The organism is Clavibacter sp., assembly GCF_014802555.1.
In the GTDB taxonomy this organism is placed as follows: Bacteria; Actinomycetota; Actinomycetes; order Actinomycetales; family Microbacteriaceae; genus Clavibacter; species Clavibacter sepedonicus.
The window spans coordinates 1-25,101 of record NZ_JAAVCB010000058.1 but is presented as its reverse complement, the minus strand read 5'-3'; the positions used below and the strand labels follow the sequence as shown (position 1 = coordinate 25,101).

Sequence of the window (25,101 nt, the reverse complement as noted above, 5' to 3'; positions counted from 1 at the left end):
CCGTGAACCGTCAGACGAGCATTACCGTGGGACATCGAGGCCTCCTGGCGATGGTTGAACTGAACAGCTCCATCAAGCCAGGAGGCCTCTTCACACGCCCCGAAGTGTCACCAACGTCACGGCCGGGTACAGCTAGACCGCGATCAAGGAGAGAACATGCACATCGGACTCGTCGGACTCGGCAAGATGGGCGCCCGCATGCGCGCGCGCCTCGAGGCGAACGGCATCGAGGTGACCGGATACGACACCAACCCCGACGTCTCCGACGTGGCCACCCTCGACGACCTCGCCGCCGCGCTGCCCACCCCCCGCCTCGTCTGGGTCATGGTCCCGGCCGGCAAGGTCACGCAGAACGTGGTGGGCGACCTCGCGCGGATCCTGGAGCCGGGCGACCTCGTGATCGACGGCGGCAACTCCAAGTTCACCGACGACTTCGCGCACGCGGGACTGCTCAAGGACAAGGGCATCGACTTCGTCGACGCCGGCGTCTCGGGCGGCGTCTGGGGCCTCGAGAACGGCTACGGCCTCATGGTCGGCGGACCCGTCGAGCAGGTCCAGCGCGCGATGCCCGTCTTCGACGCGCTCCGTCCCGAGGGACCCCGCGAGGAGGGCTTCGTCCACGTCGGCGACTCCGGCGCCGGGCACTACGCGAAGATGGTCCACAACGGCATCGAGTACGCCATGATGCAGTCGTTTGCCGAGGGCTATGAGCTCCTCGCGGCGCGCAAGGACATCATCAAGGACGTCACGGGCACGTTCGAGGCATGGCAGCGCGGCACGGTCGTCCGCTCCTGGCTGCTCGAGCTCCTGGTCAAGGCGCTCAAGGAGGACCCGGGCTTCGAGGACATCGAGGGCTTCGTGCAGGACTCTGGCGAGGGCCGCTGGACCATCGAGGAGGCGCTTGACAACGCCGTCCCGATGCCCGCCATCAGCGCGTCGATCTTCGCGCGCTTCTCCTCCCGCCAGGAGGACTCCCCGGCCATGAAGGCCGTCGCGGCGCTGCGCAACCAGTTCGGCGGCCACTCGGTGCAGAAGAAGTCCTGACCACCGGATGATCGTCCGTCACCTCTCCCTGGGTGACTTCCGCAACTACACCCGCGCGGACGTCGCGCTCCTGCCCGGTGCCACCCTCTTCGTGGGGAGCAACGGGCAGGGCAAGACGAACCTGGTGGAGGCGCTGGGCTTCCTGAGCACGCTCGGGTCGCACCGCGTCTCCACCGATCAGGCGCTCGTCCGGCAGGGCGCGGAGTCCGCGGTGATCCGGGCGCTGCTCCAGCACGCGGGGCGCGAGCTCCGGGTCGAGGTGCAGATCAACCGCTCGGCCGCGAACCGGGCGCAGGTGAACGGCACGGCGACCAAGACGCGCGAACTGCCGCGGTACTTCTCGAGCGTGCTGTTCGCCCCCGAGGACCTGGCGCTCGTGCGCGGCGATCCGTCGGGTCGGCGCCGGCTGCTCGACCAGCTGCTCGTGCTGCGCACGCCTCGGCTCGCCGGGGTCCTGTCGGACTACGACCGGGCGTTGAAGCAGCGCAACACCTTGCTCAAGTCGGCGCGTGCACGCGGGATGAAGGCCGACCAGTTGAGCACGCTCGACATCTGGGACGAGCGCCTCGTCGCGATCGGCTCGCAGATCATCGCGGCGCGCGGTGCGCTGGTGGAGTCCCTCCAGCCGGAGCTGGCGCGCGCGTACCTGGCTGTTGCGGGATCCGACCACGGCCCGTCGGCGCGACCGGAGTTGAGCATCCTCGCGGACGACCCGGGGGAGGACGACGTCGCGGACGAGACCGGGGCACGCGATGGAGGGCGCTTCACGCGGACCGAAGACGTCGTTCCCGTCTTCACCGCCGCCATCGCGCGGATGCGACCCCGAGAGCTCGAGCGGGGGCTGACCCTGGTGGGCCCGCACCGCGACGATGTGCTCTTCCGGCTCAACGGGTTACCGGCGAAGGGCTACGCCAGCCACGGTGAGTCGTGGTCGTTCGCTCTCGCGATCAAGCTGGCGTCGGCGGAGCTGCTGCGGCGCGACTCGCAGACGGGGGACCCCGTGCTGATCCTGGACGACGTCTTCGCGGAGCTGGACCAGGCCAGGCGCGGGCGGCTCGCGGAGGCCGTCACCGGGTTCGAGCAGGTGCTCATCACCGCCGCCGTGTTCGAGGACGTGCCCGAGCACCTGGCGGCCAACGCCGTGCACATCCGGGCCGGCGCGATCGTCGAGTCGCCGACGCCGGCCTCGGCCTCCGAGCCGGCGTCGCCCGGCGAGGACGGGGGAGCGGCGTGATCCCCCGCGCACCCGACGGCGGTCCGATGCCCGAGTCGGAGGCGGTGGCCGTCTACCGCCGGTTCCGCCGCGTGTTCGGCGACGCGTCCGTGCGTTCTCCCTCCGCGCGGAAGCGCCGTGAGCAGAAGGCGGGCAGCTCGCCGTTCCAGCCCGGGCGGGATCCCGACTCCCTGGGGAACGTGATGGACTCGCTCACCTCGCGGATGGGCTGGACGTCCTCCCTCTCGCAGGCCGAGCTCATGGCGGCATGGACGACCATCGCCGGCGAGGAGACGGCCGTGCACTCGTCCCCCGTCGGCATCGAGGACGGCCTCCTGACGGTCGAGTGCGAGTCGACGGCGTGGGCGACGCAGCTCCGGCTCATGCGCGTGGAGATCACGACGCGGATCGCCGAGCGCTTCCCCGACGCGGGCATCCGGTCGATCCGCTTCCAGGGGCCGAACGCCCCGTCCTGGAAAAAGGGTCCCAGGTCGATCCCAGGGCGGGGCCCGCGCGATACCTACGGCTAGGGAGGCGAATCAAGGTCACCCCCGTCGCGAAAGCGCCGCAGCGGGCCGGATAGGAGGTGCGGAGCTTACTACTGCGATAGAATGAGGGGTCGCCCGCAGTCCAGGGACGACGGTCGGCGGATCACCTCGTGATCGGCGCGCGACCGCCGTCGGGCAGGGGCGCGTCGACGCGGCAGGAGCCACCACTTCATGACATCGGATGCCACACAGGACCTCCCCGACGACTCCACCCCCGACGAGGTGGAGGTCGAGGAGACGCACAACGACTCCGACCACATCACCCGCCAGCAGGTGAGCAACGACTACGGCGCCAACGAGATCCAGGTGCTCGAGGGCCTCGAGGCCGTGCGCAAGCGCCCCGGCATGTACATCGGATCCACCGGACCCCGAGGACTGCACCACCTGGTGAGCGAGATCGTCGACAACTCCGTCGACGAGGCCCTCGCCGGGTTCGCCAGCGACATCCAGATCACGATGCGCAAGGACGGCGGCATCCGCGTCGTCGACGACGGCCGCGGCATCCCGGTCGACATCCACCCGGTCGAGGGCATCTCCACGGTCGAGCTCGTGCTCACCAAGCTGCACGCCGGCGGCAAGTTCGGCGGCGGCGGATACGCGGTGTCGGGTGGCCTGCACGGCGTCGGCAGCTCCGTGGTGAACGCGCTGTCGGAGCGCCTCGACGTCGAGGTCCGCCGCCAGGGTGCGGTCTGGCGCCAGAGCTTCACCATCGGCGTGCCGGACGCACCCCTGGAGAAGGGCGAGGGATCCACCGAGACCGGCACGACCATCACCTTCTGGCCCAGCCGCGAGATCTTCGAGACCGTCGAGTTCGACTACGACACCCTGCGCGCGCGCTTCCAGCAGATGGCGTTCCTTAACAAGGGCCTCGCCCTCACGCTGCACGATGAGCGCGAGGAGGACGGCGCCGAGCACCGCACCGAGAAGTTCCTGTACGAGCGGGGCCTCGTCGACTACGTCGAGCACCTCGTGAAGGCGAAGAAGACCGAGGTCGTCAACGCCGACGTCATCGCCTTCGAGTCCGAGGACACGGTCAAGAAGATCAGCCTCGAGGTCGCGATGCAGTGGACCACCTCCTACACGGAGAGCGTCCACACGTACGCGAACACCATCAACACGCACGAGGGCGGCACGCACGAGGAGGGGTTCCGCGCGGCGCTCACCACGCTCGTCAACCGCTATGCGCGCGAGAACAAGCTGCTGCGTGAGAAGGACGAGAACCTCACCGGCGACGATGTCCGCGAGGGCCTCACCGCCGTGATCTCCGTGAAGCTCGGCGAGCCGCAGTTCGAGGGCCAGACGAAGACGAAGCTCGGCAACACCGAGGCCAAGGCCTACGTGCAGCGCATCGTCGGACAGCAGCTGGGCGACTGGCTCGAGAAGAACCCCTCGCAGGCGAAGGACATCATCCGCAAGGGGATGCAGGCCTCGCAGGCGCGTCTCGCCGCCCGCAAGGCGCGCGAGCAGACCCGGCGCAAGGGGCTGCTCGAGTCGGGCGGCATGCCCGGCAAGCTCAAGGACTGCCAGAGCAAGGACCCGGCGTTCAGCGAGGTGTTCCTCGTCGAGGGCGACTCCGCCGGCGGATCCGCGGTGCAGGGCCGCAACCCCACGACGCAGGCGATCCTGCCGCTGCGGGGCAAGATACTCAACGTCGAGAAGGCCCGCCTCGACCGCGCGCTGCAGAACAACGAGGTCCAGTCGATGATCACCGCGTTCGGCGCGGGCATCGGCGAGGACTTCAACGCCGAGAAGGTCAGGTACCACAAGATCGTGCTGATGGCCGACGCCGACGTCGACGGCCAGCACATCACGACCCTGCTGCTCACCCTGCTGTTCCGCTACATGCGGCCGCTCATCGAGCTCGGCTACGTGTACCTCGCGCAGCCGCCGCTGTACCGGCTCAAGTGGTCGAACGCGGAGGACCAGTACGTGTACACGGACGCGGAGCGCGACGCCCTGCTGATCCACGGGCAGCAGAACGGCAAGAAGCTGCCGAAGGACAACGGCATCCAGCGCTACAAGGGCCTCGGCGAGATGGACTACAAGGAGCTGTGGGAGACCACCATGGATCCCGCCACGCGCACGCTCATGCAGGTGACCCTCGACGACGCGGCGGGCGCCGACGAGGTGTTCTCGACGCTCATGGGCGAGGACGTCGAGTCCCGCAGGAGCTTCATCCAGCGCAACGCCAAGGACGTCAGGTTCCTCGACATCTGATCGACCGGGCGGCGGCTCGGCCCCACGCTGACCGCCGCCCCATGCCGACCCCACGATCCACCGACCTCTGAACGGGACCTCCATGGCCGACGACAACACTCCGGACGACGAGCAGGGCACGGGCGCGACCCCGGATGACGACGCGCTGCCGCAGGAGGGCGTGATGCCGGCGTCCGCCGCCGCCTCCGACTCGCTGCCCGCCGCGATCGTCGATCCCGATGCGCGCGTCGTCGTCACGCACGACCGCATCGAGCAGGTCGACCTCCAGCTCGAGATGCAGCGCTCGTTCCTCGACTACGCGATGAGCGTCATCGTCCAGCGCGCGCTTCCCGAGGTGCGCGACGGCCTCAAGCCCGTGCACCGCCGCGTGATCTACGCGATGTACGACGGCGGCTACCGCCCCGACCGCTCCTTCTTCAAGTCGGCCCGCGTGGTCGGCGAGGTCATGGGCCAGTTCCACCCGCACGGCGACTCCTCCATCTACGACGCGCTCGTACGCCTGGTGCAGCCGTGGAGCCTGCGCTACCCGCTCGCGCTCGGCCAGGGCAACTTCGGCTCCGCCGGCAACGACGGCGCCGCCGCCCCGCGGTACACCGAGACCAAGATGGCCCCGCTCGCCATGGAGATGGTCCGGGACATCACCGAGGACACGGTCGACTTCCAGGACAACTACGACGGCCGCACGCTCGAGCCGAAGATCCTGCCGTCGCGCTTCCCCAACCTGCTGGTGAACGGATCCGTGGGCATCGCGGTCGGCATGGCCACCAACATCCCGCCGCACAACCTCCGCGAGGTGGCGGCGGGTGCCCAGTGGCTGCTCGCGCACCCCGACGCGAACCGGGAGGAGCTCCTCGAGGCGCTGCTCGAGCGCATCAAAGGACCCGACTTCCCGACGGGCGCGCAGGTGCTCGGCACCAAGGGTATCCTCGAGGCGTACCGCACCGGCCGCGGATCCATCACGATGCGCGCGGTCGTCGCGGTCGAGGAGATTCAGGGCCGCGTGTGCCTCGTGGTCACGGAGCTCCCGTACCAGGTGAACCCCGACAACCTCGCGATCAAGATCGCCGAGCTCGTCAAGGACGGCAAGCTCGCCGGCGTCGCCGACATCCGCGACGAGACCTCGGGCCGCACCGGCCAGCGCCTCGTCATCGTGCTGAAGCGCGACGCGGTCGCGAAGGTCGTGCTGAACAACCTCTACAAGCACACGCAGCTGCAGGAGAACTTCGGCGCCAACATGCTGGCGATCGTCGACGGGATCCCGCGCACGCTCGCGCTCGACGGCTTCATCTCCGCCTGGGTCGACCACCAGATCGACGTCATCGTCCGACGCACGCAGTACCGGCTCAACGAGGCCGAGGCACGCGCCCACATCCTGCGCGGCTACCTCAAGGCGCTCGACGCGCTCGACGACGTCATCGCCCTCATCCGCCGGTCGGAGACCGTCGAGGTCGCCCGCAGCGGCCTCATGAAGCTCCTCGACATCGACGAGCTGCAGGCCAACGCCATCCTCGAGATGCAGCTGCGCCGGCTGGCCGCGCTCGAACGCCAGAAGATCCAGGACCAGGCGGCCGAGCTCGAGCAGCGCATCGCCGAGTACAAGCACATCCTGGCGACGCCCACCGTGCAGCGCGAGATCATCAGCACCGAGCTGCAGGAGATCACCGACAAGTACGGCGACGACCGGCGCACGGAGATCATGCTCGGCTTCGACGGCGACATGAGCATGGAGGACCTCATCCCCGAGGAGGAGATGGTGGTCACGGTCACGCGCGGCGGGTACATCAAGCGCACGCGCATCGACAACTACCGCAGCCAGCACCGCGGCGGCAAGGGCGTGCGGGGCGCCCAGCTCCGGGCGGACGACGTGGTCGAGCACTTCTTCGTCACCACGACGCACCACTGGCTCCTCTTCCTCACGGACAAGGGGCGCGTGTACCGCGCCAAGGCATACGAGCTGCAGGAGGCCGGCCGCGACGCCAAGGGCCAGCACGTCGCGAACCTGCTCGCCATGCAGCCGGATGAGGAGATCCAGCAGGTCCTCGACATCCGCGACTACCAGGTGGCCCAGTACCTCGTGCTCGCCACCCGCGACGGCCTGATGAAGAAGACGGCGCTCACGGAGTACGACACGAACCGCACGGGCGGCATCATCGCGATCAACCTCCGCGACGGCGACGCGCTCGTCTCGGCGCTGCTGGTGGACGAGGACGACGATCTGCTCCTCGTGTCGCGCAAGGGCATGTCGCTGCGGTTCTCGGCCGACAACCAGGCGCTGCGTCCCATGGGCCGGTCGACCTCCGGTGTGAAGGGCATGACGTTCCGCGGGGACGACACGCTGCTCAGCGCATCCGTCGTGGGCGAGCAGGGCTACGTGTTCGTCGTGACCGAGGGCGGCTTCGCGAAGCGCACCGCCGCGGACCAGTACCGCGTGCAGAACCGGGGCGGCATGGGCATCAAGGTCGCCAAGCTGCAGGATGCCCGAGGCGATCTCGCGGGGGCCCTCATCGTCGGCGAGGAGGACGAGATCCTCGTCGTGCTCGCCAGCGGCAAGGTGGTACGGTCTGTCGTGGCCGAGGTCCCGGCGAAGGGCCGCGACACCATGGGTGTCGTGTTCGCCCGGTTCGCGGACGACGACAGGATCATCTCCCTGGCCAAGAACTCCGAACGCAACCTGGTGGTCCCCGAAGCTGCGCCCGACGCGTCCGACGGTACCGCTGCTGGAAAGGGAACACCCGATGAGTAGTGTCGCCGAGAAGCTCGCGAAGAAGTCGTCGCGAGCCACCACCACCAAGCAGGTGCGTCTCAAGCTCGTGTACGTCGACTTCTGGTCGGCGCTGAAGCTCGCGTTCCTCTTCTCCGTGGTGCTCGGCATCATCACCGTCGTGGCGACGTTCCTCATCTACGTCGTCCTGCAGACCACGAACGTGTTCGGCACGGTCGACCAGCTGTTCCAGGAGGTCTCCGGATCCGCGGACTTCTCCCTGCAGGACGTCTTCGGCCTGGGACAGGTGCTCGGGTTCGCCATCGTGGTGGCCGTCCTCAACATCGTCGTCGGCACCGTGCTTGGCGCCGTGGCCGCGCTGCTGTACAACCTCAGCGTGCGCATCACGGGTGGCGTCCTCGTCGGCTTCACCAACGCGTAGCCGATTGGGAGAAACGGGCAGGCGTACGGTAACGTGTACCTGCCCGATGGGGATATAGCTCAGTTGGTTAGAGCGCTTCACTGATAATGAAGAGGTCCCAGGTTCAAATCCTGGTATCCCCACCAACACCCCCGGATCCGCATGATCCGGGGGCAAGGCGGGAAACGAGCCGGTAGATCGTCAAGCGGTCCGAGGCTCGCCAATCGGGGTCATAGCTCAATTGGTAGAGCGCCTGCTTTGCAAGCAGGAGGTCCGGGGTTCGATTCCCCGTGACTCCACATCACACCCGACACCGGGTCACGCTCCAGCTGGGGCCCTGCTTCCACTGGCTCGTCGCCGCGGACAGCCGTTCATCCGAGGGTCGTATCGCGGCGTCGCCGGAACGACGAAGGCCCGGGCACCTTTCGGTGGCCGGGCCTTCGTCGGATCCCGAGGGATCGAGGAGCGGTGATCAGCTCGCGGGCTGGTCCTTCGCGGTCGCGTCGACGGCCTCGGGCTCGTCGTCGGCGATCCACAGGTCGTCGTCCGCGCGGAACGTCTGGTACAGCGCATAGCCGACGCCGCCGACCACGACGACGCCGAGCGCGATGAGGGCGACGCCGCCGAAGCCGAGGCCCTTCTTCGCGGGAGCCACCTGCGGGACGTAGCGGCCCACATAGGAGCGGCCGTTGTCGACGTAGTGCTTGCCGAACTCCTGCGCCTTCGAGGAGACCTTGCCGGCCTTCTTGACCGCGTCCTGCACCTGCTTGCTGTTGCGGATGCCCTCGGTCGCGGCGACCGCGGATCCGGCGGCACCGGCGACGGCCGGCAGGACGGTGTGCGTGAAGCCCTTGTAGGCCGAGTCGGCCGCGGCGCGGACGCGCTCGGCGCCGGCCTCGTAGCTGGGACGGATGTGGTCGTCGACGCCGCGCTTGACGGCGGGGACGACGTGCTGGTCGGAGAGCTTGCGGGCGGTGTGTGCGGCCTCGGCCACGACGACGTTGGCCCGGTCGAGGACCTCGCGCTGCTCCTTGAGGACGGCGGCCGCGTGGGTGCGGAGCTTCGCCAACTCCTTCTTGTTCTTGCGTGACAGACCCAAGGGGACCTCCATCGGTGTGATTTCGCCAGGAATCCCAGTCTGGCACGGGTGCCTCCGCGGGCAAACACGACGGAGCCTGTGCGTCCGCCGAGTCCCAGCTCCGCCGTGAGACCATTGCCCCATGTCTGCGCACACTCACGTCGCCACCATGACGACCAACCACGGCACCATCGTCCTCAATCTCTTCGGGTCCCACGCGCCCCAGACCGTCGAGAACTTCGTCGGCCTCACCACGGGCGAGAAGGAGTGGACCCACCCCCAGACCGGCAAGAAGTCGACCGACCCTCTCTACGACGGCGTCGTCTTCCACCGCATCATCAAGGACTTCATGCTCCAGGGCGGCGACCCGCTCGGGCAGGGCACCGGCGGTCCCGGTTACCAGTTCGACGACGAGATCAGCCGCGACCTCGACTTCAGCAAGCCCTACATCCTCGCCATGGCGAACGCCGGCACGCAGGGCGGCCGCGGCACGAACGGCTCGCAGTTCTTCATCACGACGGCGCCCACCACGTGGCTCCAGGGCAAGCACACGATCTTCGGCGAGGTCGCCGACGACGCGTCCAAGAAGGTCGTCGACGCGCTCAACGCGGTCCCGACCGACGGCCGCGACCGTCCCCGCGAGGACGTCGTGATCGAGAGCGTCACCGTCGAGAAGGTCTGATGACCGACTCACCCCGTACGGCGGCCGACCGCTGCTACCGGCACCCCGACCGGCAGAGCTTCGTGCTGTGCCAGCGATGCGGGCGGACCATCTGCCCCGAGTGCCAGACGCCGGCCGCCGTCGGGGTGATCTGCCCCGAGGACATGAAGGAGCAGCGCCGCACCGCTCCTCGCTCCCGGGCATCCTTCGTCACGCGGATGACGCGGAGCTCCGCGCCCGTGGTGACGTACGGGATCATGGCCGTCTGCGCCGTGGTCTGGATCCTGCAGGTGCTGCCCGTCGTCGGCGACTACGTGACCACGTCGCTGTGGTTCGCGCCTGTCTACGGCAGCGTCGCCTCCGGTGACTACGAGCCGTGGCGGATGCTCACGAGCGCGTTCACGCACTCGCCGTCGAGCATCCTTCACATCGTCTTCAACATGCTGTCGGTCTTCGTCTTCGGCCGCGTCCTCGAGCCCATGCTCGGACGCGCCCGCTTCCTCGCCCTCTTCCTCATCTCGGCGCTCGGCGGTTCCCTCGCCGTCGAGGTCATCGGCTCCGCCATGGGCGAGCCGCTGCAGGCCGTGGTCGGCGCATCCGGCGCGATCTTCGGGCTCATGGGCGGCTACTTCGTGCTCGCCCGCAAGCTGGGCGGCAACGTGGGCCCTCTCCTCGGCATCATCGCGATCAACCTGTTGCTCGGCTTCGTCGTGCAGGGCGTCTCCTGGCAGGCCCACGTCGGCGGCCTGGTGACGGGAGCGCTCGTGGCGATCGTGCTCCTGCGCACGCGGGACGCCCGCCAGCGCGGCGCGCAGATCGGCTCCCTGGCGGGCCTCACCGTCGCGATCCTGATCGCGGGCGCCGTCTTCCCCGTCGGCCTCTGACCGGCCCGTTCGTACCTCTGCCGCCTCACGCGAGCGGCCTTCTCGGCGTGCCCTCGCGCCGCGCATCCGCGTACCTGCGCGGCGGAGCCTAGTTATCCACAGGCCAGTCCACAGTGGGGATAGTTACACGCGTGTGATTAGCGGCCGAGCGGGAGGGGGTCCGGAGGAGCCTGGACGGAGTCGGCGTCCGGAAGATCCCGACACCCATGCGCTTCCGCGGGTAACCCGCGCTGACGGTGCGCGGCGGGGCACGGGCCTTCCGCGTTCTCCACAGGTGTGGAGCGTTGTGCACAGGGTGTCTGTGGACAACGCCTGGCGCGCGCGTGCGCGCTGCCGGGAAGCAGAAGAGCCCGTCACCAGCGGATGGTGACGGGCTCTCGTGATTGCGCTGCGGTCAGCGCCACCTGGTGGTCATGAGGAAGCCGACCAGGATGAGGCCGAAGCCGATGAGGATGTTGCCGACGCCGAGGTCGGGGATGGGGAACGCGTTGAGGCTCACGTAGTACACGATGAGCCACGCGAGCCCGACGAGCATGAAGCCGAACATGATGGGCTTGAACCACACGGGGTTCGGGGCGTCCTCGTCGTGCACGCGTTCCTGGCGGGAGGGTCTCGTCGTCTTGTCGCGGGCCATGCGGCGATTCTAGCCGTACCCTCCTCCACCGGGCCGGGAGGATGCCCGGCTCCACGGGCCGCCCCTGGCGGCGTCCCGCCCATGTGCGCCGCCTACAATCGGCACATGAGCGCTCAGGACCCCGCCCCCTCCCGCCGCGCGACGCGGCGCCGCGGCAGGCGGGGCGATGCGCTCCTCGGCACGATCGGCGTGCTCGGCGAGCTGCTCCTCACGGCCGGCGTGCTCATCATGCTGTTCCTCGGATGGCAGCTCTGGTTCAACGACATCGTGGTCAGCAGCGGCCAGCGCGACCAGGCGCTGGAGAACAGCCGGAGCTGGGCCACGGCCGCGCCGGACGCGGCGGCCTCCCCCGACCCGGCGGCGTCGCCTGCAGCGCCGGGTGACCCCGTCATCACGACCGCCCCCTCGTCGGATGCCACCGACTTCGGCAACATCTACATCCCGCGGTTCGGCTCCGACTACGTGGTGCCGGTCGCCACCGGGGTGGGCCTCGGCAACGTGCTCAACCTCGGCAAGATCGGGCACTACCGCGAGACGCAGATGCCCGGCCAGGTGGGCAACTTCGCGGTCGCCGCCCACCGCACGACGTACGGCAAGCCGTTCAACCAGATCACCGACCTGCGTGTCGGGGATGCCATCGTCGTGGAGACGCAGGACGGCTGGTACACCTACCGCTTCCGTACACTCGAGTATGTGAAGCCCACCGGAGTCGACGTGCTCGACGAGGTGCCGCAGGCACCGGACGCCCAGCCCGGGGACCGCATCCTGACGATGACGAGCTGCAACCCGCTCTTCTCCGCCGCCGAGCGCGTGGTCGCGTACAGCGTCTTCGAGTCCTGGCAGCCCCGGTCGGATGCGTCGACGCCCGCCGCGCTGGCCGGCACGTCGTTCGCGAAGGCGGGCTGAGCGTGTACGCGGCGTTCTGGCGCATCCTGCCCGGCCCGGTGTGGATCCGGCTCCTCATCGTCCTCGTGCTGCTCGCGGCCGTCCTCTTCTCCCTCGTGACCTGGGTCTTCCCCTGGGTCGACTCCATCGTCAACACCCAGGAAGTCACGGTGCATCAGTGACACGCGTCCTCGTCATCGACAACTACGACAGCTTTGTTTACACGCTCAACGGGTACCTGCAGCAGCTGGGTGCCGAGACCGTGGTCATGCGCAACGACGACCACGCGGAGGCCGACATGGCTGGCGTCATCTCGGAGTACGACGCCGTGCTCGTGTCCCCCGGGCCGGGCAAGCCTTCCGAGGCCGGGGTCTCCATCCCCACGGTGACGGCGGCCCTCGCATCCGGCACGCCGCTGCTCGGGGTCTGCCTCGGGCACCAGGCGATCGCGGAGGCCTTCGGCGCCACGGTCACCAACGCCGAGGAGCTCATGCACGGCAAGACGTCGCTCGTCACGCACGACGACGGGGACTTCTACCTGGGCGTGCCGCAGCCGTTCACGGCCACGCGGTACCACTCGCTGGCCGTCGTCGACGGGACCGTGCCGTCCGACCTGGTGGTCACGTCCCGCACCGAGGGCGGGGTCATCATGGGCCTGCGTCACGAGTCCGCGCCCATCGTCGGCGTGCAGTTCCACCCGGAGTCGGTGCTCACCGAGGGCGGCTACCGCATGCTCGGCAACTGGCTCGAAGGGGCCGGGCTCACCGGCGCCCGCGACACGTCCTCGCGACTGTCGCCGCTCGTCCGCGTGGCCTGACGGGCCCCGACGGGAGTCACCGGCCGGCAGCTGGAGTCGACCCGTCGTCCGACGGGCGCTGCTCGATCGAGGACCGGTGGCGCCGCGTGCGGATCAGCCGCGCGCGGGGTCCGGGGTCGGCGTGCCCGTGGTGGGCGCCGACGTGCTGCGCACCGCGCCCGTGCAGTAGGTGAGGCCGACCGTCGAGCGCTGGGCGACGTCCCCCGGCGGCACGGACTGCTGGCTCACCGGGGATCCGTCGGCGCGGCTGCACGAGGGGTCGCGCCGGGTGGTCACGACCAGATCCGATGCCTCGAGCAGCTTCTGCGCATCCACGAGCGGCTGGCCGAGCACGTCGGGCAGTACGACCTTGCCGTTGGACAGGATGAGCTTGACGGCGGAGCCCTGGTCGACCTGCTGGGAGGACGCCGGATCCGTCTGCATGACCAGTCCGTCAGGGACGGTCGGCGAGGACTGGCGGATGACCTCGCCCACCTTCAGGCCGACCGCCTCCAGGTTGGCGGTCGCGGTGCCCTCGTCCAGGTTCATGAGGTTCGGGACCTGGACCTCCGGCGGGCCGGAGGAGACGAACACGTCGATCTCGGTCTTGGCGGCGACGTTCTCACCGGGATCCGGGTTGGTGCGCAACACGATGCCCTCGGCGACCGATGTGCTGGCCTCCTCGCGTTCGAGGGGGACCAGGTCGGCCTCCTCGAGGGCCGCGGCTGCGCTGGAGTAGGTGGAGCCCGCGACATCGGGGACTGTGGGGCTGATGTCGGGCGGCGCGATGCTGCTGAGGCTGGTGACCCAGATGACGACGGCGATGAGGATCACGACGACCACGGTGACGCCGGCCCAGATCCACGGCACCGGCGGACGGCTCTGGGTGCGGACGGTGCGGTCGTCGTCGACGCCGAGCTGGCGTAGAGCCTGCTGCGAGGAGGAGGGGCCGGCGGGGGCGCCGAAGAGCGTGGCTCCCACGTCGTTGGTGGGCGCCTCGCGGGGGGCAAGGGTGCCGGCGGCGGCGCGATCGAGGTCGGTGCGGAAGTCGCCCGCCGTCTGGAAGCGCGCGTAGCGGTCCTTCGCCATGGCGTGCAGGACGACCTGGTCGAGCTGCAGGGAGACGGCCTCCTGCACGGTGCTCGGGGCGACGGGCGTCTCGCTGACGTGCTGGTAGGCGACGGCGACCGCGGTGTCGGCGCGGAACGGCGCCTGGCCGGTGAGCATCTCGAAGAGGACGACGCCGGCGGAGTAGAGGTCGGTGCGCGCGTCCACCGACTCGCCCTTGGCCTGCTCGGGGGAGAAGTAGCGCGCGGTGCCGAGGATGGCGGTGGTCTGCGCGATGGTGGCCGAGGTGTCGGACACGGCGCGCGCGATGCCGAAGTCCATGACCTTCACCTGGCCGGCGGGCGTGACCATGATGTTGCCCGGCTTGATGTCGCGGTGGACGACGCCCGCGCGGTGCGAGTACTCGAGGGCGGTGAGCACCTGGCCCATGATGCGGACGGCCTCGTCCGGGTCGAGCGGGCCGTCCGTGATGACGTCCTTGAGGAGGCGGCCCTCGACGCGCTCCATGACGATGAAGGGGGTCGTGTGCGATGCGCCGTCCTGGTCGGTGACGACGTCCTCGCCCGCGTCGAAGACGCGCACGATCGTGGGGTGCGACATGCGCGCGGCCGCCTGGGCCTCCTGGCGGAATCGGCTGCGGAAGGCCGGATCCTCGGCCAGGCCGCGGCGGAGCACCTTGACGGCGACGCGGCGACCGAGACGGGAGTCGACGCCCTCGAAGACGTCGGCCATGCCCCCGCGACCCAGCAGCGCCCCGACCTCGTAGCGGCCGCCCAGCACACGGGTGTCGGTCACGGACTGCCTCTCGTCGGGATCGGGATTCGGACGGAGACGAGCTTACCGGGGGTCCGCTGGGGATCCGGGCGGCTTCGCCACCCCGCGCGCGAGCTCGGTCGATCCGCCGTCGCCGGCCGCCCGGGCAACGTCGGTCAGGGGTTCCGGTGCGAGCTCGAGACGAGCGAGCGCTCGTCCGTGCGACCCGGTGCGGGCGTCGGGGCCATGCCGGTCGTGCCGCCGTTGCCGCCGCCGGTCCCCCCACCGGTGCCGCCGCCCGTGCCCTCGCCGCTGCCGCCCGGTGCGGCCTCGACGGTGACCGTGACGGTGCTGCTGTACGGCGACTCGTTCGTGCCGCAGATGGCGAGGTACTTGACGGTGAACGTGCCCGGGTTGGTGCCGACCTTGATCTCGCCCGACGTGGTCTGCGCGTTCGTCGGGTTCGTGCTGCCGCCCCAGGTGCCGCTGGCGCCCTGCGAGACGGAGTCCGCCTGGACCTGGTACCCGTTGAGCGTCTGGCCGGCGGGGCAGGAGTACGCGGGCCAGGAGATGTCCACCGTCTGGCCGGCGCGCACGTCCGTCGGGGTGACGGTCGGCGTGCCGGGCGCCGCGGTGGGCAGCGTGGGCGGCCCGTACGCCGTGATCTGGATGGTCGCGCCCTTCGCGACGCTGCCGGTGGGGGTGATGGCCGTGACGCGGCCCTCCTGGTCGCCGGACGGCGCGGCGCTGCCCGTGACGACGGTGACCTTGAGGCCGAGGGCGGTGAGCTCCCCTGTGACCGTCTTCTGGTCGCGGCCGATGTAGTCGTCGCGGTTCACGTCCACCGTGCTCGCGGTGGGCGAGGGGGTGGGGGTCGGCGAGGGTGACGCGCTCGGGCTCGGCGAGGCGCTCGTCTCGGTGGCCGCAGGGGTCGGGGCGTCGGCGTCGCGGCTGCCGAAGTACGCGAGCAGGCCGGCCACGATGGCGGCGACCACGAGGATCGCGACGACGACGAAGATCCAGATGGCGCGCTTGCGGGCTCGCGGCTCCTCGGGCTCCTCGTCGTCCGGGTCGTCGAGGAGGAAGGGATCCGCCGCACCGGCGCGCGGCGCGGAGGACGAGAGGACCGTGGTCGCGCCCGTGTCGGCGGCGCGGCGGCCGGACGGCATGAGCTGCGTGGCCTGCGTGGGCGTGCCCGGGTCGGCCAGAGCAGCGGCGCCCGCGACGGCCGCGACCGCGATGGTGGCGGTGGCGACGTCGCCGCGACGGAGCGCCTGGGCGGCGCGCGCGAGGTGCGCGGCGCTCTGCGGGCGGTCGGCCGGCTTCTTGGCGATGCACGACATGACGAGGTTGCGCACGGGCTCGGCGACGGTGACCGGCAGCTCGGGCGGCTGCTCGTTGATCTGCGCCATGGCGATGGCGACCTGCGACTCGCCCGTGAAGGGGCGGCGTCCGGCCAGGCACTCGTACGCGACGATGCCCATCGAGTAGACGTCGGTGGACGGCGACGCCGGGTGCCCGCTCGCCTGCTCGGGGGAGAGGTACTGCACGGTGCCCATGACCTGGCCGGTGGCGGTGAGCGGCACCTGGTCGGCGATGCGCGCGATGCCGAAGTCGGTGATCTTCACGCGGCCGTCGGGCGTGATGAGCAGGTTGCCCGGCTTGATGTCGCGGTGGACGAGCCCGGCCTGGTGCGCGGCGTGGAGCGCCAGGGCGGTCTGGGAGATGATGTCGAGCACCTTGTCGGTGGAGAGCACCCGCTCGCGCTCGAGGATGGTGGAGAGCGCCTCGCCGGGCACGAGCTCCATCACGAGGAAGGCGCTGCCGTCCTCCTCGCCGTAGTCGAAGACGTTGGCGATGCCCTCGTGGTTGACGAGCGCGGCGTGGCGGGCCTCGGCGCGGAAGCGCTCGAGGAACCCGGGGTCGCCGAGGTACTCGTCCTTGAGGATCTTGATGGCGACCTTGCGTCCGATGACGAGGTCGGTGGCCTCCCACACCTCGCCCATGCCGCCGATGGCGATGCGATCGCCCAGCTGGTAACGCCCTCCGAAGGTCAGTCCGCTCGTGGGTCTCATCTGTCCAGCACCGCCTCAATCACTTTCTTCGCCACGGGGGCGGCGAGGGTGTTCCCCGAGCCCGATCGTCCTCGTCCGCCGCCGTCCTCGACCAGGACCGCGACCGCCACCTTCGGCGCATCCGCCGGCGCGAAGCCGGTGAACCACAGCGTGTACGGGTCGTCGGAGCCGTTCTGGGCGGTGCCCGTCTTGCCGGCCACGTCGACGCCACTGATTCTCGCATTCGACGCGACGCCGGTCTGGACGTCGTCGATCATCATCCGGGTCATGGTGGCGGCGGTCTCCTTCGAGATCGGGTCGGCGAATCGGCTGGGGGAGAAGCCGGAGAGCTCGCTCAGGTCGGGGTTGAGCACGCTGTCGACGACGCTGGGCTTCATGACCTCGCCGCCGTTCGCGATCCCGGCCGTGACCATGGCGGTCTGCAGCGGGGTCGCGCGCACGTCGAGCTGGCCGAACGCGGACTGCGCGGTCTGGGCGTCGTCGAGGTCGGGGGAGAAGACGCTCTTGGCGCTGGCCAGGGGGACGTCGATCGACTTCCCGTAGCCGAACGCGTCGGCCATCGCCGCGATCTTCTCGGAGCCGAGCGCGATGCCGAGCTGCGCGAACGGGATGTTGCAGCTGAGGCGCAACGCGGTCGCGATGCTGACCTCGGCCTCGGGGCCGCAGGCGCCCTCGCCGGCGTTGGTGATGACCGTGCCGGTGCCGGGCAGCGTGAACGTCGGCGGGTTGGGCAGCAGCGAGTCGGGCGTGTACTGGCCGGACTCGATGGCGGCGGCCGCGGTGATGAGCTTGAACGTGGATCCGGGCGGGTTGAGGCTGTTGACGGCCCGGTTGATGAGGGGGTTCGACGGGTCCGCAAGGAGCGACGAGTAGCTCTGCTGCACGGCCGCGCGGTCGTGCGACGCCAGCGTGTTCGGGTCGTAGCCGGGCTTGGAGACCATCGCGAGGATGCGGCCGGTCTTCGGCTCGATCGCGACCACGGAGCCCTGCAGCGACCCGAGCGCGTCGTACGCCGCCTGCTGCACCTTCGGGTCGATCGTGAGCTCGACCGACGCGCCCTTCGGGTCCTGCCCGGTGAAGGTGCGCGTGAGGCTGTCGAAGAACTGCGTGCCGCTCGTGCCGCTGAGCACGTCGTTCATGGAGTCCTCGAGCCCGGTGGATCCCTGGCCGAGCGTGTAGTAGCCCGTGACCGCGCTGTAGAGGTCGGGCTGCGCGTACGTGCGGAGGAACTTGTAGCGGTCGTCGACCGGGACGGACGAGGCGATGGGCGTGCCGTCCACGAGGATCGAGCCGCGCTCCGCGGAGTAGCTCGCGATGATGGTGCGGCTGTTGCGCGGATCCGCCTGCAGCGTGGGCGCGGAGACGACCTGGATGACCGACGCCGCGACGAACAGGGCCACGAACATGGCCAGGACGAACACGGAGACGCGCTTGAGCTCGCGGTTCACGACTCGACCACCAATCGGGGCTGGTTGCGGACGGTGTCGGAGAGGCGGAGGAGCAGGGCCGCGATGATCCAGTTGGCCAGGAGCGATGATCCGCCCGCCGCCATGAACGGCGTGGTGAGGCCGGTGAGCGGGATGACGCGGGTGACGCCGCCGATGACGATGAAGACCTGGAGCGCGATGACGAACGACAGGCCGATGCCGAGCAGCTTGCCGAAGTCGTCCTGCCCGGCGAAGCCGATGCGGAAGCCGCGGGAGACGAGCAGGAGGTAGAGGGCGAGGATCGCGAAGACGCCGGTGAGGCCGAGCTCCTCGCCGAGGCTCGCGAGGATGAAGTCGCTGTTGGCGAGCGGCGTGAGGTTGGGCATGCCCTCGCCGAGGCCGCGGCCGAACAGACCCCCGTCGGCCATGCCGAACAGGCCCGTCACGAGCTGGTAGCTGCCGCCGTTCGCGTCGTACACGGCGGGGTCGAAGGGCTTCAGCCAGGCGTCGACGCGGCCGCCGACGTAGCCGAGGGTGCTCGCGCCGTACGCGCCGCCGAGGAAGAGGACCAGTCCGAGGACGACCCAGCCGATGCGGCCCGTGCTGACGTAGGTCATGACGATGAAGAGGCCGAAGTAGAGCAGCGACGTGCCGAGGTCGCGCTGGAAGACGAGGACGCTCATCGACACGGCCCAGACCAGGAGGATCGGGCCGAGGTCGCGGACGCGCGGGAAGCGCATCCCGAGCACCTTGACGCCGACCATGGACAGGCTGTCGCGCGCGGTGACGAGGTACCCGGCGAAGAAGACCGCCAGGCAGATCTTGGCGATCTCGCCGGGCTGGAACGAGAAGCCGCCGATGTGGATCCAGACGCGGGCGCCGTTGATGTTCTGGCCGAGGACCGGGAGCATCGGCAGCAGCAGCAGGATGAGGCCGACGAACATGGCGATGTAGCGGTAGCGCTGCAGCACGCGGTGGTTCTTCAGCAGCACGATGACCGCGAGCGCGCACACGATGGCGAGGCCCGACCAGACGATCTGCCGCACGGCCACGCTGTCCCAGCCGGACAGGCCGGCGGCGAGGTCGAGGCGGTAGATGGCGGCGATGCCGAGGCCGTTGAGCACGGTGGCGATGGGGAGGATGAACGGATCCGCGTCGGGCGCGAGCCAGCGCAGCGCGACGTGCATGCCGAGCACAAGCACCGCGAGGCCGGTCGCGGGGATGAAGAAGCTCTGGTCGAAGGCGCCGAGCACGCCGAGCTGCACGAGGTACAGGGCGCCGCCGTTGATGACGGAGGCCAGCACCACCAGCGCGAGCTCGAGGTTCCTGAGGCGTCGGGGCACGCGGATCCGGGGGATCCGGGGCGCGCGCTCGCGGGGGCGCGCCGGGGCGTCCGCCACGCCGGCCCTAGCCACCCGCGGCCTCCTGCAGCCGGTTGACGATCTCCTCGGCGCCCGCGAGCGAGTCGGCGTTGATGGTCTGCTCCACCTGCTGGCGGTAGAACGGCTGGAGGTCGTCGACCCGCACCTCGGTGCGGGCGTAGACGTGCGACAGCTCGATCGGGCCGATGGTCTGCTGCACGCCGTTGTAGACCGCGACCGTGCCGTCGGCCTCGCCCACGTAGTAGCGCGACTGCGTCCAGCGGTAGCCGAGGACGCAGGCGAGGACGAGGCCCGCGAGGATCAGCGCGACCCCCACCAGCCAGGTGACGCGGCGGCGGAGGGCGCGGCGCTTGTCCTCCGCGATGAGGGCCTCGAGGTACTGGTCCGACTCCGGCTCGAACTGCGCGTCGCGCGCGGCCGTGGTGGCGCGCAGCGGGTGCAGCAGCAGCGACGGGATGCGGACGGCGCGCTTCGCCGGCTCGTCGCCGAACGCGAGGGGCTGCGCCGCGGATCCGACGAGCACGGGCTCGGGCGCCGGGCGGGATGCGGCCGTCTCGTCGTCCTCGTCGAGCACGTCGACGACCACGACCGTGACGTTGTCGGGGGCGCCGTGGTCGAGCGACTCCTTCACGAGCGCGTCAGCCACGGTGTCGGGCGTGCCCGCGGCCGCGAGGATCTCGGTGATCCGCTCCTCGCTCACGTAGCTGCTGAGCCCGTCCGAGCAGAGCAGCCAGCGGTCGCCCGTGTGCGTGTCGAGGACCTGCGTGTCGACCTCGGGGGCCGCGTCGACGTCGCCGAGCACGCGCATCAGCACGGATCGGCGCGGGTGCACGAGCGCCTCCTCCGGCGTGATGCGGCCGCTGTCGACGAGGCGCTGCACGAAGGTGTGGTCGGCGGAGATCTGGCTGAGCTCGCCGCGGCGGAAGAGGTAGATGCGCGAGTCGCCGATGTGGGCGATCGCGACGTGGCGGCCGACGCGGGCCAGCGCGCTGACGGTGGTGCCCATCCCGGTGAGCTCGGAGTGCTCGAACACGGTCTCGGCGAGGAGCTGGTTGGCGGCGACGAGGCCCGCCTGGAGCGCGAACTCGGCGTCGTGCGCGGAGGCGTAGGGCTTGTCGGCCTCGACGATCCGCGTGAGGGCGACCGCGGAGGCGACGTCGCCGCCCGCGTGCCCGCCCATGCCGTCGGCGACGACGAAGAGGTCCCGCCCCGCGTAGCCCGAGTCCTGGTTGTTCGACCGGACCTTGCCCACGTGGGAGACGGCAGCGGCCTGCGTCACTGTCGTCACGCCGCTACCGCCTGAGCTCGAAGCTGGTCGCGCCGATGCGGATCGGCGTGTCGAGCGGCACCTGCGTCGGGACGCTCACGCGCTTGCCGTCGAGGAAGGTGCCGTTGGTCGAGTCGAGGTCCTGGATCATCCACTCGTCGTTCCAGAGGAGGAGCCGCGCGTGGTGGGTGGACGTGTAGTCGTCGCGGATCACGAGGCCCGACTCGCTCGAGCGGCCGATGGTGAGCGGCTCGGTGCCCAGCGGGATCTCGGTGCCGGCCTTGGCGCCCGAGGTGATGACGAGGTGGCGGGCGGTGGCGGTGGTGGCCTTCGCGCGGGACGGGACGGCACCGGAGTTGGCGCCGGACGGCATCGACGAGATGGGCGGCGGCTGCACGCCCGGCTGCGGGGAGCGGGGCGGGGCGGCGGCCGCGGCGTACGGCGACTGCGGGAACGGGGATCCGCCTGCCGTGCCCGTCTCCTCGCGCAGCTTCCGCACGCGCTGGCCGAAGAGGTCGGAGCGCAGGGCGTAGACGATGCCGAAGATGAAGAGCCACAGCACCGCGAGGAACGCGAGACGGAGGACGAGGAGGGTCAGCTCGGTCACGACGCTCCCCAGAACCCGTCGTCGTGGCGCTGGCCCCGGGTGTCGCGCCCGCCGCGCTCCTCGGTGGCCTGCGGCACGACGCGGAAGGTGATGGCGGTGCGGCCGATGCGGATCACGGACTCGGGCGGGAGCGGCGCCTTCGTGACGGGCGCACCGTTCAGCTCGGAGCCGTTCGTGGATCCGAGGTCGCGGACCTGGGCGCGGGTGCCGTCCCACGCGATCTCGACGTGGCGGCGGGACGTGCCCGGGTCGTCGACCGTGATGTCGGCGTCGCTGCCGCGGCCGATGACGGTGCGGCCGACGGGGAGCGGGTGGCGGGCGCCGGCGACGTCGACCACGGGCATCCACGTGACGCTGCCCTCGGCCGTGCGGCTGTCGATCTCGAGCACGCCCTCGGAGATGGCGTCGTCCTCGCGGAAGCCGACCTGCACCACGCCGGCGAACTGGTAGCCCTGCGACGACGCGTGCTTCTCGACCGCCTGGCGCAGCTGGTCGGTGAGCGCGGTGCCGATGCTCGCCATCCGCTCCGCGTCGGCGCGGGAGACCCGGAGGGTGAAGGAGTTGGGCACGAGGATGAGGTCGCGGTCGACGACGGCGGCGTGGGTGTCGAGCTCACGACGCAGCTGCGCGGCGATCTCCACGGGCTGCAGGCCGGACTTGAAGGTCTTCACGAAGGCGCCGTTGACGGCGCGCTCGAGGCCCTTCTCGAAGTTGTCCAGGATTCCCACGTGTGATCCGTCCTCGCGCGGTCCTTCCGCGGATGAATAGGGAGATCGTAGCCAACTCGCGAGGCGTCGCCCTGGACACCGGCACCGCGAGGGGTGCGGATCGCCCGCGGGAAGGGGCGACGGGGGCCCGGGCGGCGCGGGATCGGCTCCGGGCCGTGATAATGTCGTCCGGTTGGCGCGAGTGGCGGAATTGGTAGACGCGCACGGTTCAGGTCCGTGTGTCCGTGAGGACGTGGGGGTTCAAGTCCCCCCTCGCGCACCAGCACTGGAGGCCCCCGGGATCACCCGGGGGCCTCTTCGCGTCCCACCGCGCGATGGGGCCCAGCCGATCGGCGGACGGGCACAGCCGATGGGCGGGCCGATCGGATCCCCAGGCGGATGCCCCGGCGCGCTCGCGCTCCGCACACTGGGGACGTGACGCACCCGACGCTCGCCCCCGATGCCCGTCCGCCCGCCGTCGACCCCGCGGATCGTCCGCCCGTCGACCCCGCCGGGACCGCGGCGCCCGGTGCTCGCGGCGCCGTCCGGGGCGCGATCCGCGTCGTCGGCCGCGTGATCGCCCGCCACCCGGTCGCGATCCTCGCGGTACCCGCCGGCAGCGCGTGGATCGGCCTCATGGCCGGCCTCGGCGAGCTCGCGCACCCGGCCGCCACCGCCATCGGCGTGGCGGTCACCGTCCTGGTGCTGGGCTGGTCGGAGAGCCGCATCGGGATCCTCCGCACGGCGCTCGTCGCCGCCCTCGGCTCGCTGGCGCCCGTCGCCGTCTCCTCCCTCCTCCTCGCCGCGGGCGTCGCGCTCGGCGACCTCTACTCGCAGATCGACGCGGCCGACCGGCTGTGGGCGCCGTCCGTCGTGCTGGTCGCGGTCGCCGCCGCTGCCAGCCGGGGTCTCGCGCCCGCCCATCGCGACGGCCTCCGCGCCGCGCTGCTCGCGGCGGTCCTCGCGGGGCTGCTCGCGGGCGGTCACGGGGTCGACCTCACACGCGGCGTCGCGCTCCTCATCGGGCTCGGCCTCGGCCGGATCCTCGTGCCGCTGTCCGCCCGCCCCGCCTGGCACGACCGGACGGCGTCGAGCGCGCGCGTCGTCGCCGCCACCGTGCTCGGCACGGTGACGCTCAGCTGGTGGATCGCCGCGGTCTCGGGCGACGCGATCGGCGTGCTGGGCGCGATGGGGTCGCTGCTCGACCCCGGCCCCACGGTGGCGGTGCTGTGCGTCCTGATCCTCGCCGTCGCGCTCCTCCTCCGCGGCCGGCGGCTCGGGCTCGTGCTCGGGATCGCGGCGCTGCTGCTCGTGACCGGTCTGCTCGCCTGGTACGACACGGTGATCCCGCTCGCCGAGGACTGGTTCGCCTTCCCCGTCGACTCGTGGATCGACGTCGAGCTGCCCCCGCTGGTGCTGACCACGTGGCTGGTGCCGGCGGCGGCGCTCGCGGTGCTGTTCGCCCGCCGCCGGTCGTTCGCCCGGCGCCCGTCCGCCGAGGGGCGTCCCGCCGGGCGCGACCGGGTCCTCGCGCAGCTGGCGCGGTCCGACGCGGGATCCCTGGGCTTCATGGGCACGTGGTCCGGCAGCAGCCACTGGTTCGCGGCCGACGACGGCGACCCGACCGTCCGCGGCGCCGTCGCGTACCGCGCCGCGCACGGGGTGGCCCTCACGGTGTCGGATCCCCTGGCCTCCGCCGACGACGCGCCCGCGACGATCCGCGCCTTCGCCCGGCACTGCTCGGCCCGCGGCCTCGTCCCCGCGTTCTACAGCATCCACTCCCGCCACCTGCCGGTCTTCGCCGAGCTCGGCTGGAGCATCACGCCGGTGGCGGAGGAGGCCGTGATCGACCTCGCGGGCTTCTCCACGTCGGGCAAGCGCCGACAGGACCTGCGCACGGCCGCCAACCGCGCGGCTCGCGACGGCGTCGACGCGCTCTGGGGCACCTACCGCGGCCTGCCGGACGACCTGCGCCGCGCCGTCGACGCGCTCAGCGGCGACTGGGCCGACGCGAAGGCGCTGCCCGAGATGGGCTTCACGCTCGGAGGCCTGCGCGAGCTCGACGACCCCGAGGTGCGGATGCTCCTCGCGGTCGACGCCGCCGGTCGCGTGCACGGCGTCACCAGCTGGCTGCCGGTCTTCCGCGACGGGCGGCTCGTCGGCCGCACGCTCGACGTGATGCGACGCGGCGCCGATCCGATGCCCGGCGTGATGGAGTTCCTCATCGCGACCGCGGCCCGCGCCTTCCAGGCGGAGGGGCTCGAGACGCTGAGCCTCTCCGGCACGCCGCTCGCGGGCGTCGGGGAGATGCGGTCCGCTGGCGCGGTCGACCGGATCGTGGCGCGCCTGCTCACGGCGACCGGCCGCGTGCTCGAGCCGTCCTACGGCTTCACCTCGCTCCTGCGGTTCAAGGCCAAGTTCGACCCGCGCTACGAGACGCTCTGGCTCGCGTGCCCCACGGCGGCGGACCTCGCGCCGATCGGGCGCGCGCTGACGGCGGCGTACGTGCCGACCCTGCGGATCCGCCAGCTCGCGGGCGCGCTGCGGGCGGCACGCGGCGATGCCCGGGCCCGTCGTCGGGCGGCCAGGTCGGCGAGGCGTGCGGCACGGGGCGCTAGGTGTACTGGGTCATGACGTTGGTGACACTCGGGCCGCGGGCGTGAGCCCGTGGCTCGAGTGGATCCGTTCAGTGTTGTAGTGCTCGATGAAGGGGTCAAGCGCGTCGGCGCGGTG

Annotated in this window: 20 protein-coding genes, 3 tRNA genes and 2 pseudogenes; 15 read left to right on the top strand and 10 right to left on the bottom strand. The window is 70.9% G+C overall.

Annotated elements, in window-relative coordinates:
- Positions 1 to 141 precede the first annotated feature (141 nt).
- The 8 genes and pseudogenes from gnd to HDR73_RS06275 form a co-directional block, all read left to right on the top strand.
- Positions 142 to 1,044, top strand: a pseudogene (gnd, locus tag HDR73_RS06310) (phosphogluconate dehydrogenase (NAD(+)-dependent, decarboxylating)); the annotation flags it as partial.
- 7 nt (positions 1,045 to 1,051) lie between these two features.
- Positions 1,052 to 2,278: a DNA replication/repair protein RecF gene (gene recF, locus HDR73_RS06305; protein WP_012297500.1), complete on the top strand. Its 1,227-nt coding sequence runs from the start codon at positions 1,052 to 1,054 to the stop codon at positions 2,276 to 2,278.
- On the top strand, positions 2,275 to 2,787 hold the full coding sequence (locus tag HDR73_RS06300) for a DciA family protein (protein WP_012297501.1): 513 nt from the start codon (positions 2,275 to 2,277) through the stop codon (positions 2,785 to 2,787). The genes recF and HDR73_RS06300 overlap by 4 nt, the downstream gene beginning before the upstream one ends.
- Before the next feature lie 189 nt (positions 2,788 to 2,976).
- Positions 2,977 to 5,022, top strand: a complete 2,046-nt coding sequence (gene gyrB, locus HDR73_RS06295) for a DNA topoisomerase (ATP-hydrolyzing) subunit B (RefSeq protein ID WP_041464238.1) — start codon at positions 2,977 to 2,979, stop codon at positions 5,020 to 5,022.
- Positions 5,023 to 5,104: 82 nt separating this feature from the next.
- The gene (gyrA, locus tag HDR73_RS06290; RefSeq protein WP_012297503.1) at positions 5,105 to 7,765 is read left to right on the top strand and encodes a DNA gyrase subunit A; all 2,661 of its coding nucleotides are present in this window, start codon (positions 5,105 to 5,107) and stop codon (positions 7,763 to 7,765) included.
- Positions 7,758 to 8,165 carry a DUF3566 domain-containing protein gene (locus HDR73_RS06285; protein WP_011931227.1) on the top strand — a complete coding sequence of 136 codons (408 nt, stop codon included), beginning with the start codon at positions 7,758 to 7,760 and terminating at the stop codon, positions 8,163 to 8,165. Before gyrA ends, HDR73_RS06285 begins: the two co-directional genes overlap by 8 nt.
- Positions 8,166 to 8,213: 48 nt before the next feature.
- Positions 8,214 to 8,290: transfer RNA gene (locus tag HDR73_RS06280), tRNA-Ile, on the top strand.
- Between the two features lie 80 nt (positions 8,291 to 8,370).
- Positions 8,371 to 8,443: transfer RNA gene (locus HDR73_RS06275), tRNA-Ala, on the top strand.
- A gap of 173 nt (positions 8,444 to 8,616) precedes the next feature.
- On the opposite strand, the gene HDR73_RS06270 is transcribed toward HDR73_RS06275, so the two are convergent.
- A complete protein-coding gene (locus HDR73_RS06270) occupies positions 8,617 to 9,243 on the bottom strand; it encodes a hypothetical protein (RefSeq protein ID WP_223842676.1) in 627 nt (208 codons plus the stop codon).
- Positions 9,244 to 9,364: 121 nt separating this feature from the next.
- Here HDR73_RS06270 and HDR73_RS06265 point away from each other — a divergent pair, with 121 nt between their 5' ends.
- Together HDR73_RS06265 and HDR73_RS06260 are read left to right on the top strand one after the other, a co-directional pair.
- Positions 9,365 to 9,904 carry a peptidylprolyl isomerase gene (locus tag HDR73_RS06265; protein ID WP_012297505.1) on the top strand — a complete coding sequence of 180 codons (540 nt, stop codon included), beginning with the start codon at positions 9,365 to 9,367 and terminating at the stop codon, positions 9,902 to 9,904.
- Positions 9,904 to 10,767: a rhomboid family intramembrane serine protease gene (locus HDR73_RS06260; RefSeq protein WP_012297506.1), complete on the top strand. Its 864-nt coding sequence runs from the start codon at positions 9,904 to 9,906 to the stop codon at positions 10,765 to 10,767. Before HDR73_RS06265 ends, HDR73_RS06260 begins: the two co-directional genes overlap by 1 nt.
- Before the next feature lie 394 nt (positions 10,768 to 11,161).
- Here the strand turns inward: HDR73_RS06260 and HDR73_RS06255 are convergent, their stop codons facing one another.
- Positions 11,162 to 11,401, bottom strand: coding sequence for a cell division protein CrgA (locus HDR73_RS06255; protein WP_012297507.1), 240 nt, complete (start codon positions 11,399 to 11,401; stop codon positions 11,162 to 11,164).
- A gap of 105 nt (positions 11,402 to 11,506) precedes the next feature.
- On the opposite strand from HDR73_RS06255, the gene HDR73_RS06250 reads away from it, so the two are divergent.
- Genes HDR73_RS06250 through HDR73_RS06240 form a run of 3 tightly spaced genes read left to right on the top strand, consistent with a single transcriptional unit; the run spans position 11,507 to position 13,103 of the window.
- Positions 11,507 to 12,307: a class E sortase gene (locus HDR73_RS06250; protein WP_041464239.1), complete on the top strand. Its 801-nt coding sequence runs from the start codon at positions 11,507 to 11,509 to the stop codon at positions 12,305 to 12,307.
- A gap of 2 nt (positions 12,308 to 12,309) precedes the next feature.
- The gene (locus HDR73_RS06245; protein ID WP_012297509.1) at positions 12,310 to 12,468 is read left to right on the top strand and encodes a hypothetical protein; all 159 of its coding nucleotides are present in this window, start codon (positions 12,310 to 12,312) and stop codon (positions 12,466 to 12,468) included.
- Positions 12,465 to 13,103: an anthranilate synthase component II gene (locus tag HDR73_RS06240; RefSeq protein WP_012297510.1), complete on the top strand. Its 639-nt coding sequence runs from the start codon at positions 12,465 to 12,467 to the stop codon at positions 13,101 to 13,103. The genes HDR73_RS06245 and HDR73_RS06240 overlap by 4 nt, the downstream gene beginning before the upstream one ends.
- Before the next feature lie 93 nt (positions 13,104 to 13,196).
- Here HDR73_RS06240 and pknB read toward each other — a convergent pair whose 3' ends face one another.
- The 7 genes from pknB to HDR73_RS06205 form a co-directional block, all read right to left on the bottom strand.
- Positions 13,197 to 14,945 (bottom strand): Stk1 family PASTA domain-containing Ser/Thr kinase, encoded by a 1,749-nt coding sequence (gene pknB, locus HDR73_RS06235; RefSeq protein WP_012297511.1) that lies wholly within the window; start codon positions 14,943 to 14,945, stop codon positions 13,197 to 13,199.
- Positions 14,946 to 15,079: 134 nt separating this feature from the next.
- On the bottom strand, positions 15,080 to 16,978 hold the full coding sequence (locus HDR73_RS06230; RefSeq protein WP_012297512.1) for a serine/threonine-protein kinase: 1,899 nt from the start codon (positions 16,976 to 16,978) through the stop codon (positions 15,080 to 15,082).
- Positions 16,975 to 18,426: a peptidoglycan D,D-transpeptidase FtsI family protein gene (locus tag HDR73_RS06225; protein ID WP_012297513.1), complete on the bottom strand. Its 1,452-nt coding sequence runs from the start codon at positions 18,424 to 18,426 to the stop codon at positions 16,975 to 16,977. Before HDR73_RS06225 ends, HDR73_RS06230 begins: the two co-directional genes overlap by 4 nt.
- A complete protein-coding gene (locus HDR73_RS06220; protein WP_041464240.1) occupies positions 18,423 to 19,820 on the bottom strand; it encodes an FtsW/RodA/SpoVE family cell cycle protein in 1,398 nt (465 codons plus the stop codon). The genes HDR73_RS06225 and HDR73_RS06220 overlap by 4 nt, the downstream gene beginning before the upstream one ends.
- Positions 19,813 to 21,075 carry a PP2C family protein-serine/threonine phosphatase gene (locus HDR73_RS06215; protein ID WP_012297515.1) on the bottom strand — a complete coding sequence of 421 codons (1,263 nt, stop codon included), beginning with the start codon at positions 21,073 to 21,075 and terminating at the stop codon, positions 19,813 to 19,815. Before HDR73_RS06215 ends, HDR73_RS06220 begins: the two co-directional genes overlap by 8 nt.
- A 4-nt stretch (positions 21,076 to 21,079) precedes the next feature.
- Entirely contained in the window at positions 21,080 to 21,661 is a 582-nt protein-coding gene (locus HDR73_RS06210) for an FHA domain-containing protein FhaB/FipA (protein WP_012297516.1), read from the bottom strand.
- Positions 21,658 to 22,389: an FHA domain-containing protein gene (locus HDR73_RS06205; protein WP_012297517.1), complete on the bottom strand. Its 732-nt coding sequence runs from the start codon at positions 22,387 to 22,389 to the stop codon at positions 21,658 to 21,660. The genes HDR73_RS06210 and HDR73_RS06205 overlap by 4 nt, the downstream gene beginning before the upstream one ends.
- A 175-nt stretch (positions 22,390 to 22,564) precedes the next feature.
- On the opposite strand from HDR73_RS06205, the gene HDR73_RS06200 reads away from it, so the two are divergent.
- Positions 22,565 to 22,651 (top strand) — tRNA-Leu (locus tag HDR73_RS06200).
- A 152-nt stretch (positions 22,652 to 22,803) separates the two neighbouring features.
- Positions 22,804 to 25,002: a bifunctional lysylphosphatidylglycerol flippase/synthetase MprF gene (locus tag HDR73_RS06195; protein ID WP_287136292.1), complete on the top strand. Its 2,199-nt coding sequence runs from the start codon at positions 22,804 to 22,806 to the stop codon at positions 25,000 to 25,002.
- Here the strand turns inward: HDR73_RS06195 and HDR73_RS06190 are convergent.
- Positions 24,997 to 25,101: pseudogene (locus HDR73_RS06190) on the bottom strand (IS481 family transposase); the annotation flags it as partial. The gene HDR73_RS06195 and the pseudogene HDR73_RS06190 sit on opposite strands and share 6 nt — an antisense overlap.

Excerpts from the sequence above, each read along its gene's own strand:
- HDR73_RS06250 (WP_041464239.1), top strand. The coding sequence starts at position 11,507 with ATGAGCGCTCAGGACCCCGCCCCCTCCCGCCGCGCGACGCGGCGCCGC.
- HDR73_RS06260 (WP_012297506.1), top strand. The coding sequence starts at position 9,904 with ATGACCGACTCACCCCGTACGGCGGCCGACCGCTGCTACCGGCACCCC.
- gyrB (WP_041464238.1), top strand. The coding sequence starts at position 2,977 with ATGACATCGGATGCCACACAGGACCTCCCCGACGACTCCACCCCCGAC.
- HDR73_RS06255 (WP_012297507.1), bottom strand. The coding sequence starts at position 11,401 with ATGGCCCGCGACAAGACGACGAGACCCTCCCGCCAGGAACGCGTGCAC.
- HDR73_RS06285 (WP_011931227.1), top strand. The coding sequence starts at position 7,758 with ATGAGTAGTGTCGCCGAGAAGCTCGCGAAGAAGTCGTCGCGAGCCACC.
- HDR73_RS06265 (WP_012297505.1), top strand. The coding sequence starts at position 9,365 with ATGTCTGCGCACACTCACGTCGCCACCATGACGACCAACCACGGCACC.
- gyrA (WP_012297503.1), top strand. The coding sequence starts at position 5,105 with ATGGCCGACGACAACACTCCGGACGACGAGCAGGGCACGGGCGCGACC.
- HDR73_RS06230 (WP_012297512.1), bottom strand. The coding sequence starts at position 16,978 with ATGAGACCCACGAGCGGACTGACCTTCGGAGGGCGTTACCAGCTGGGC.
- recF (WP_012297500.1), top strand. The coding sequence starts at position 1,052 with ATGATCGTCCGTCACCTCTCCCTGGGTGACTTCCGCAACTACACCCGC.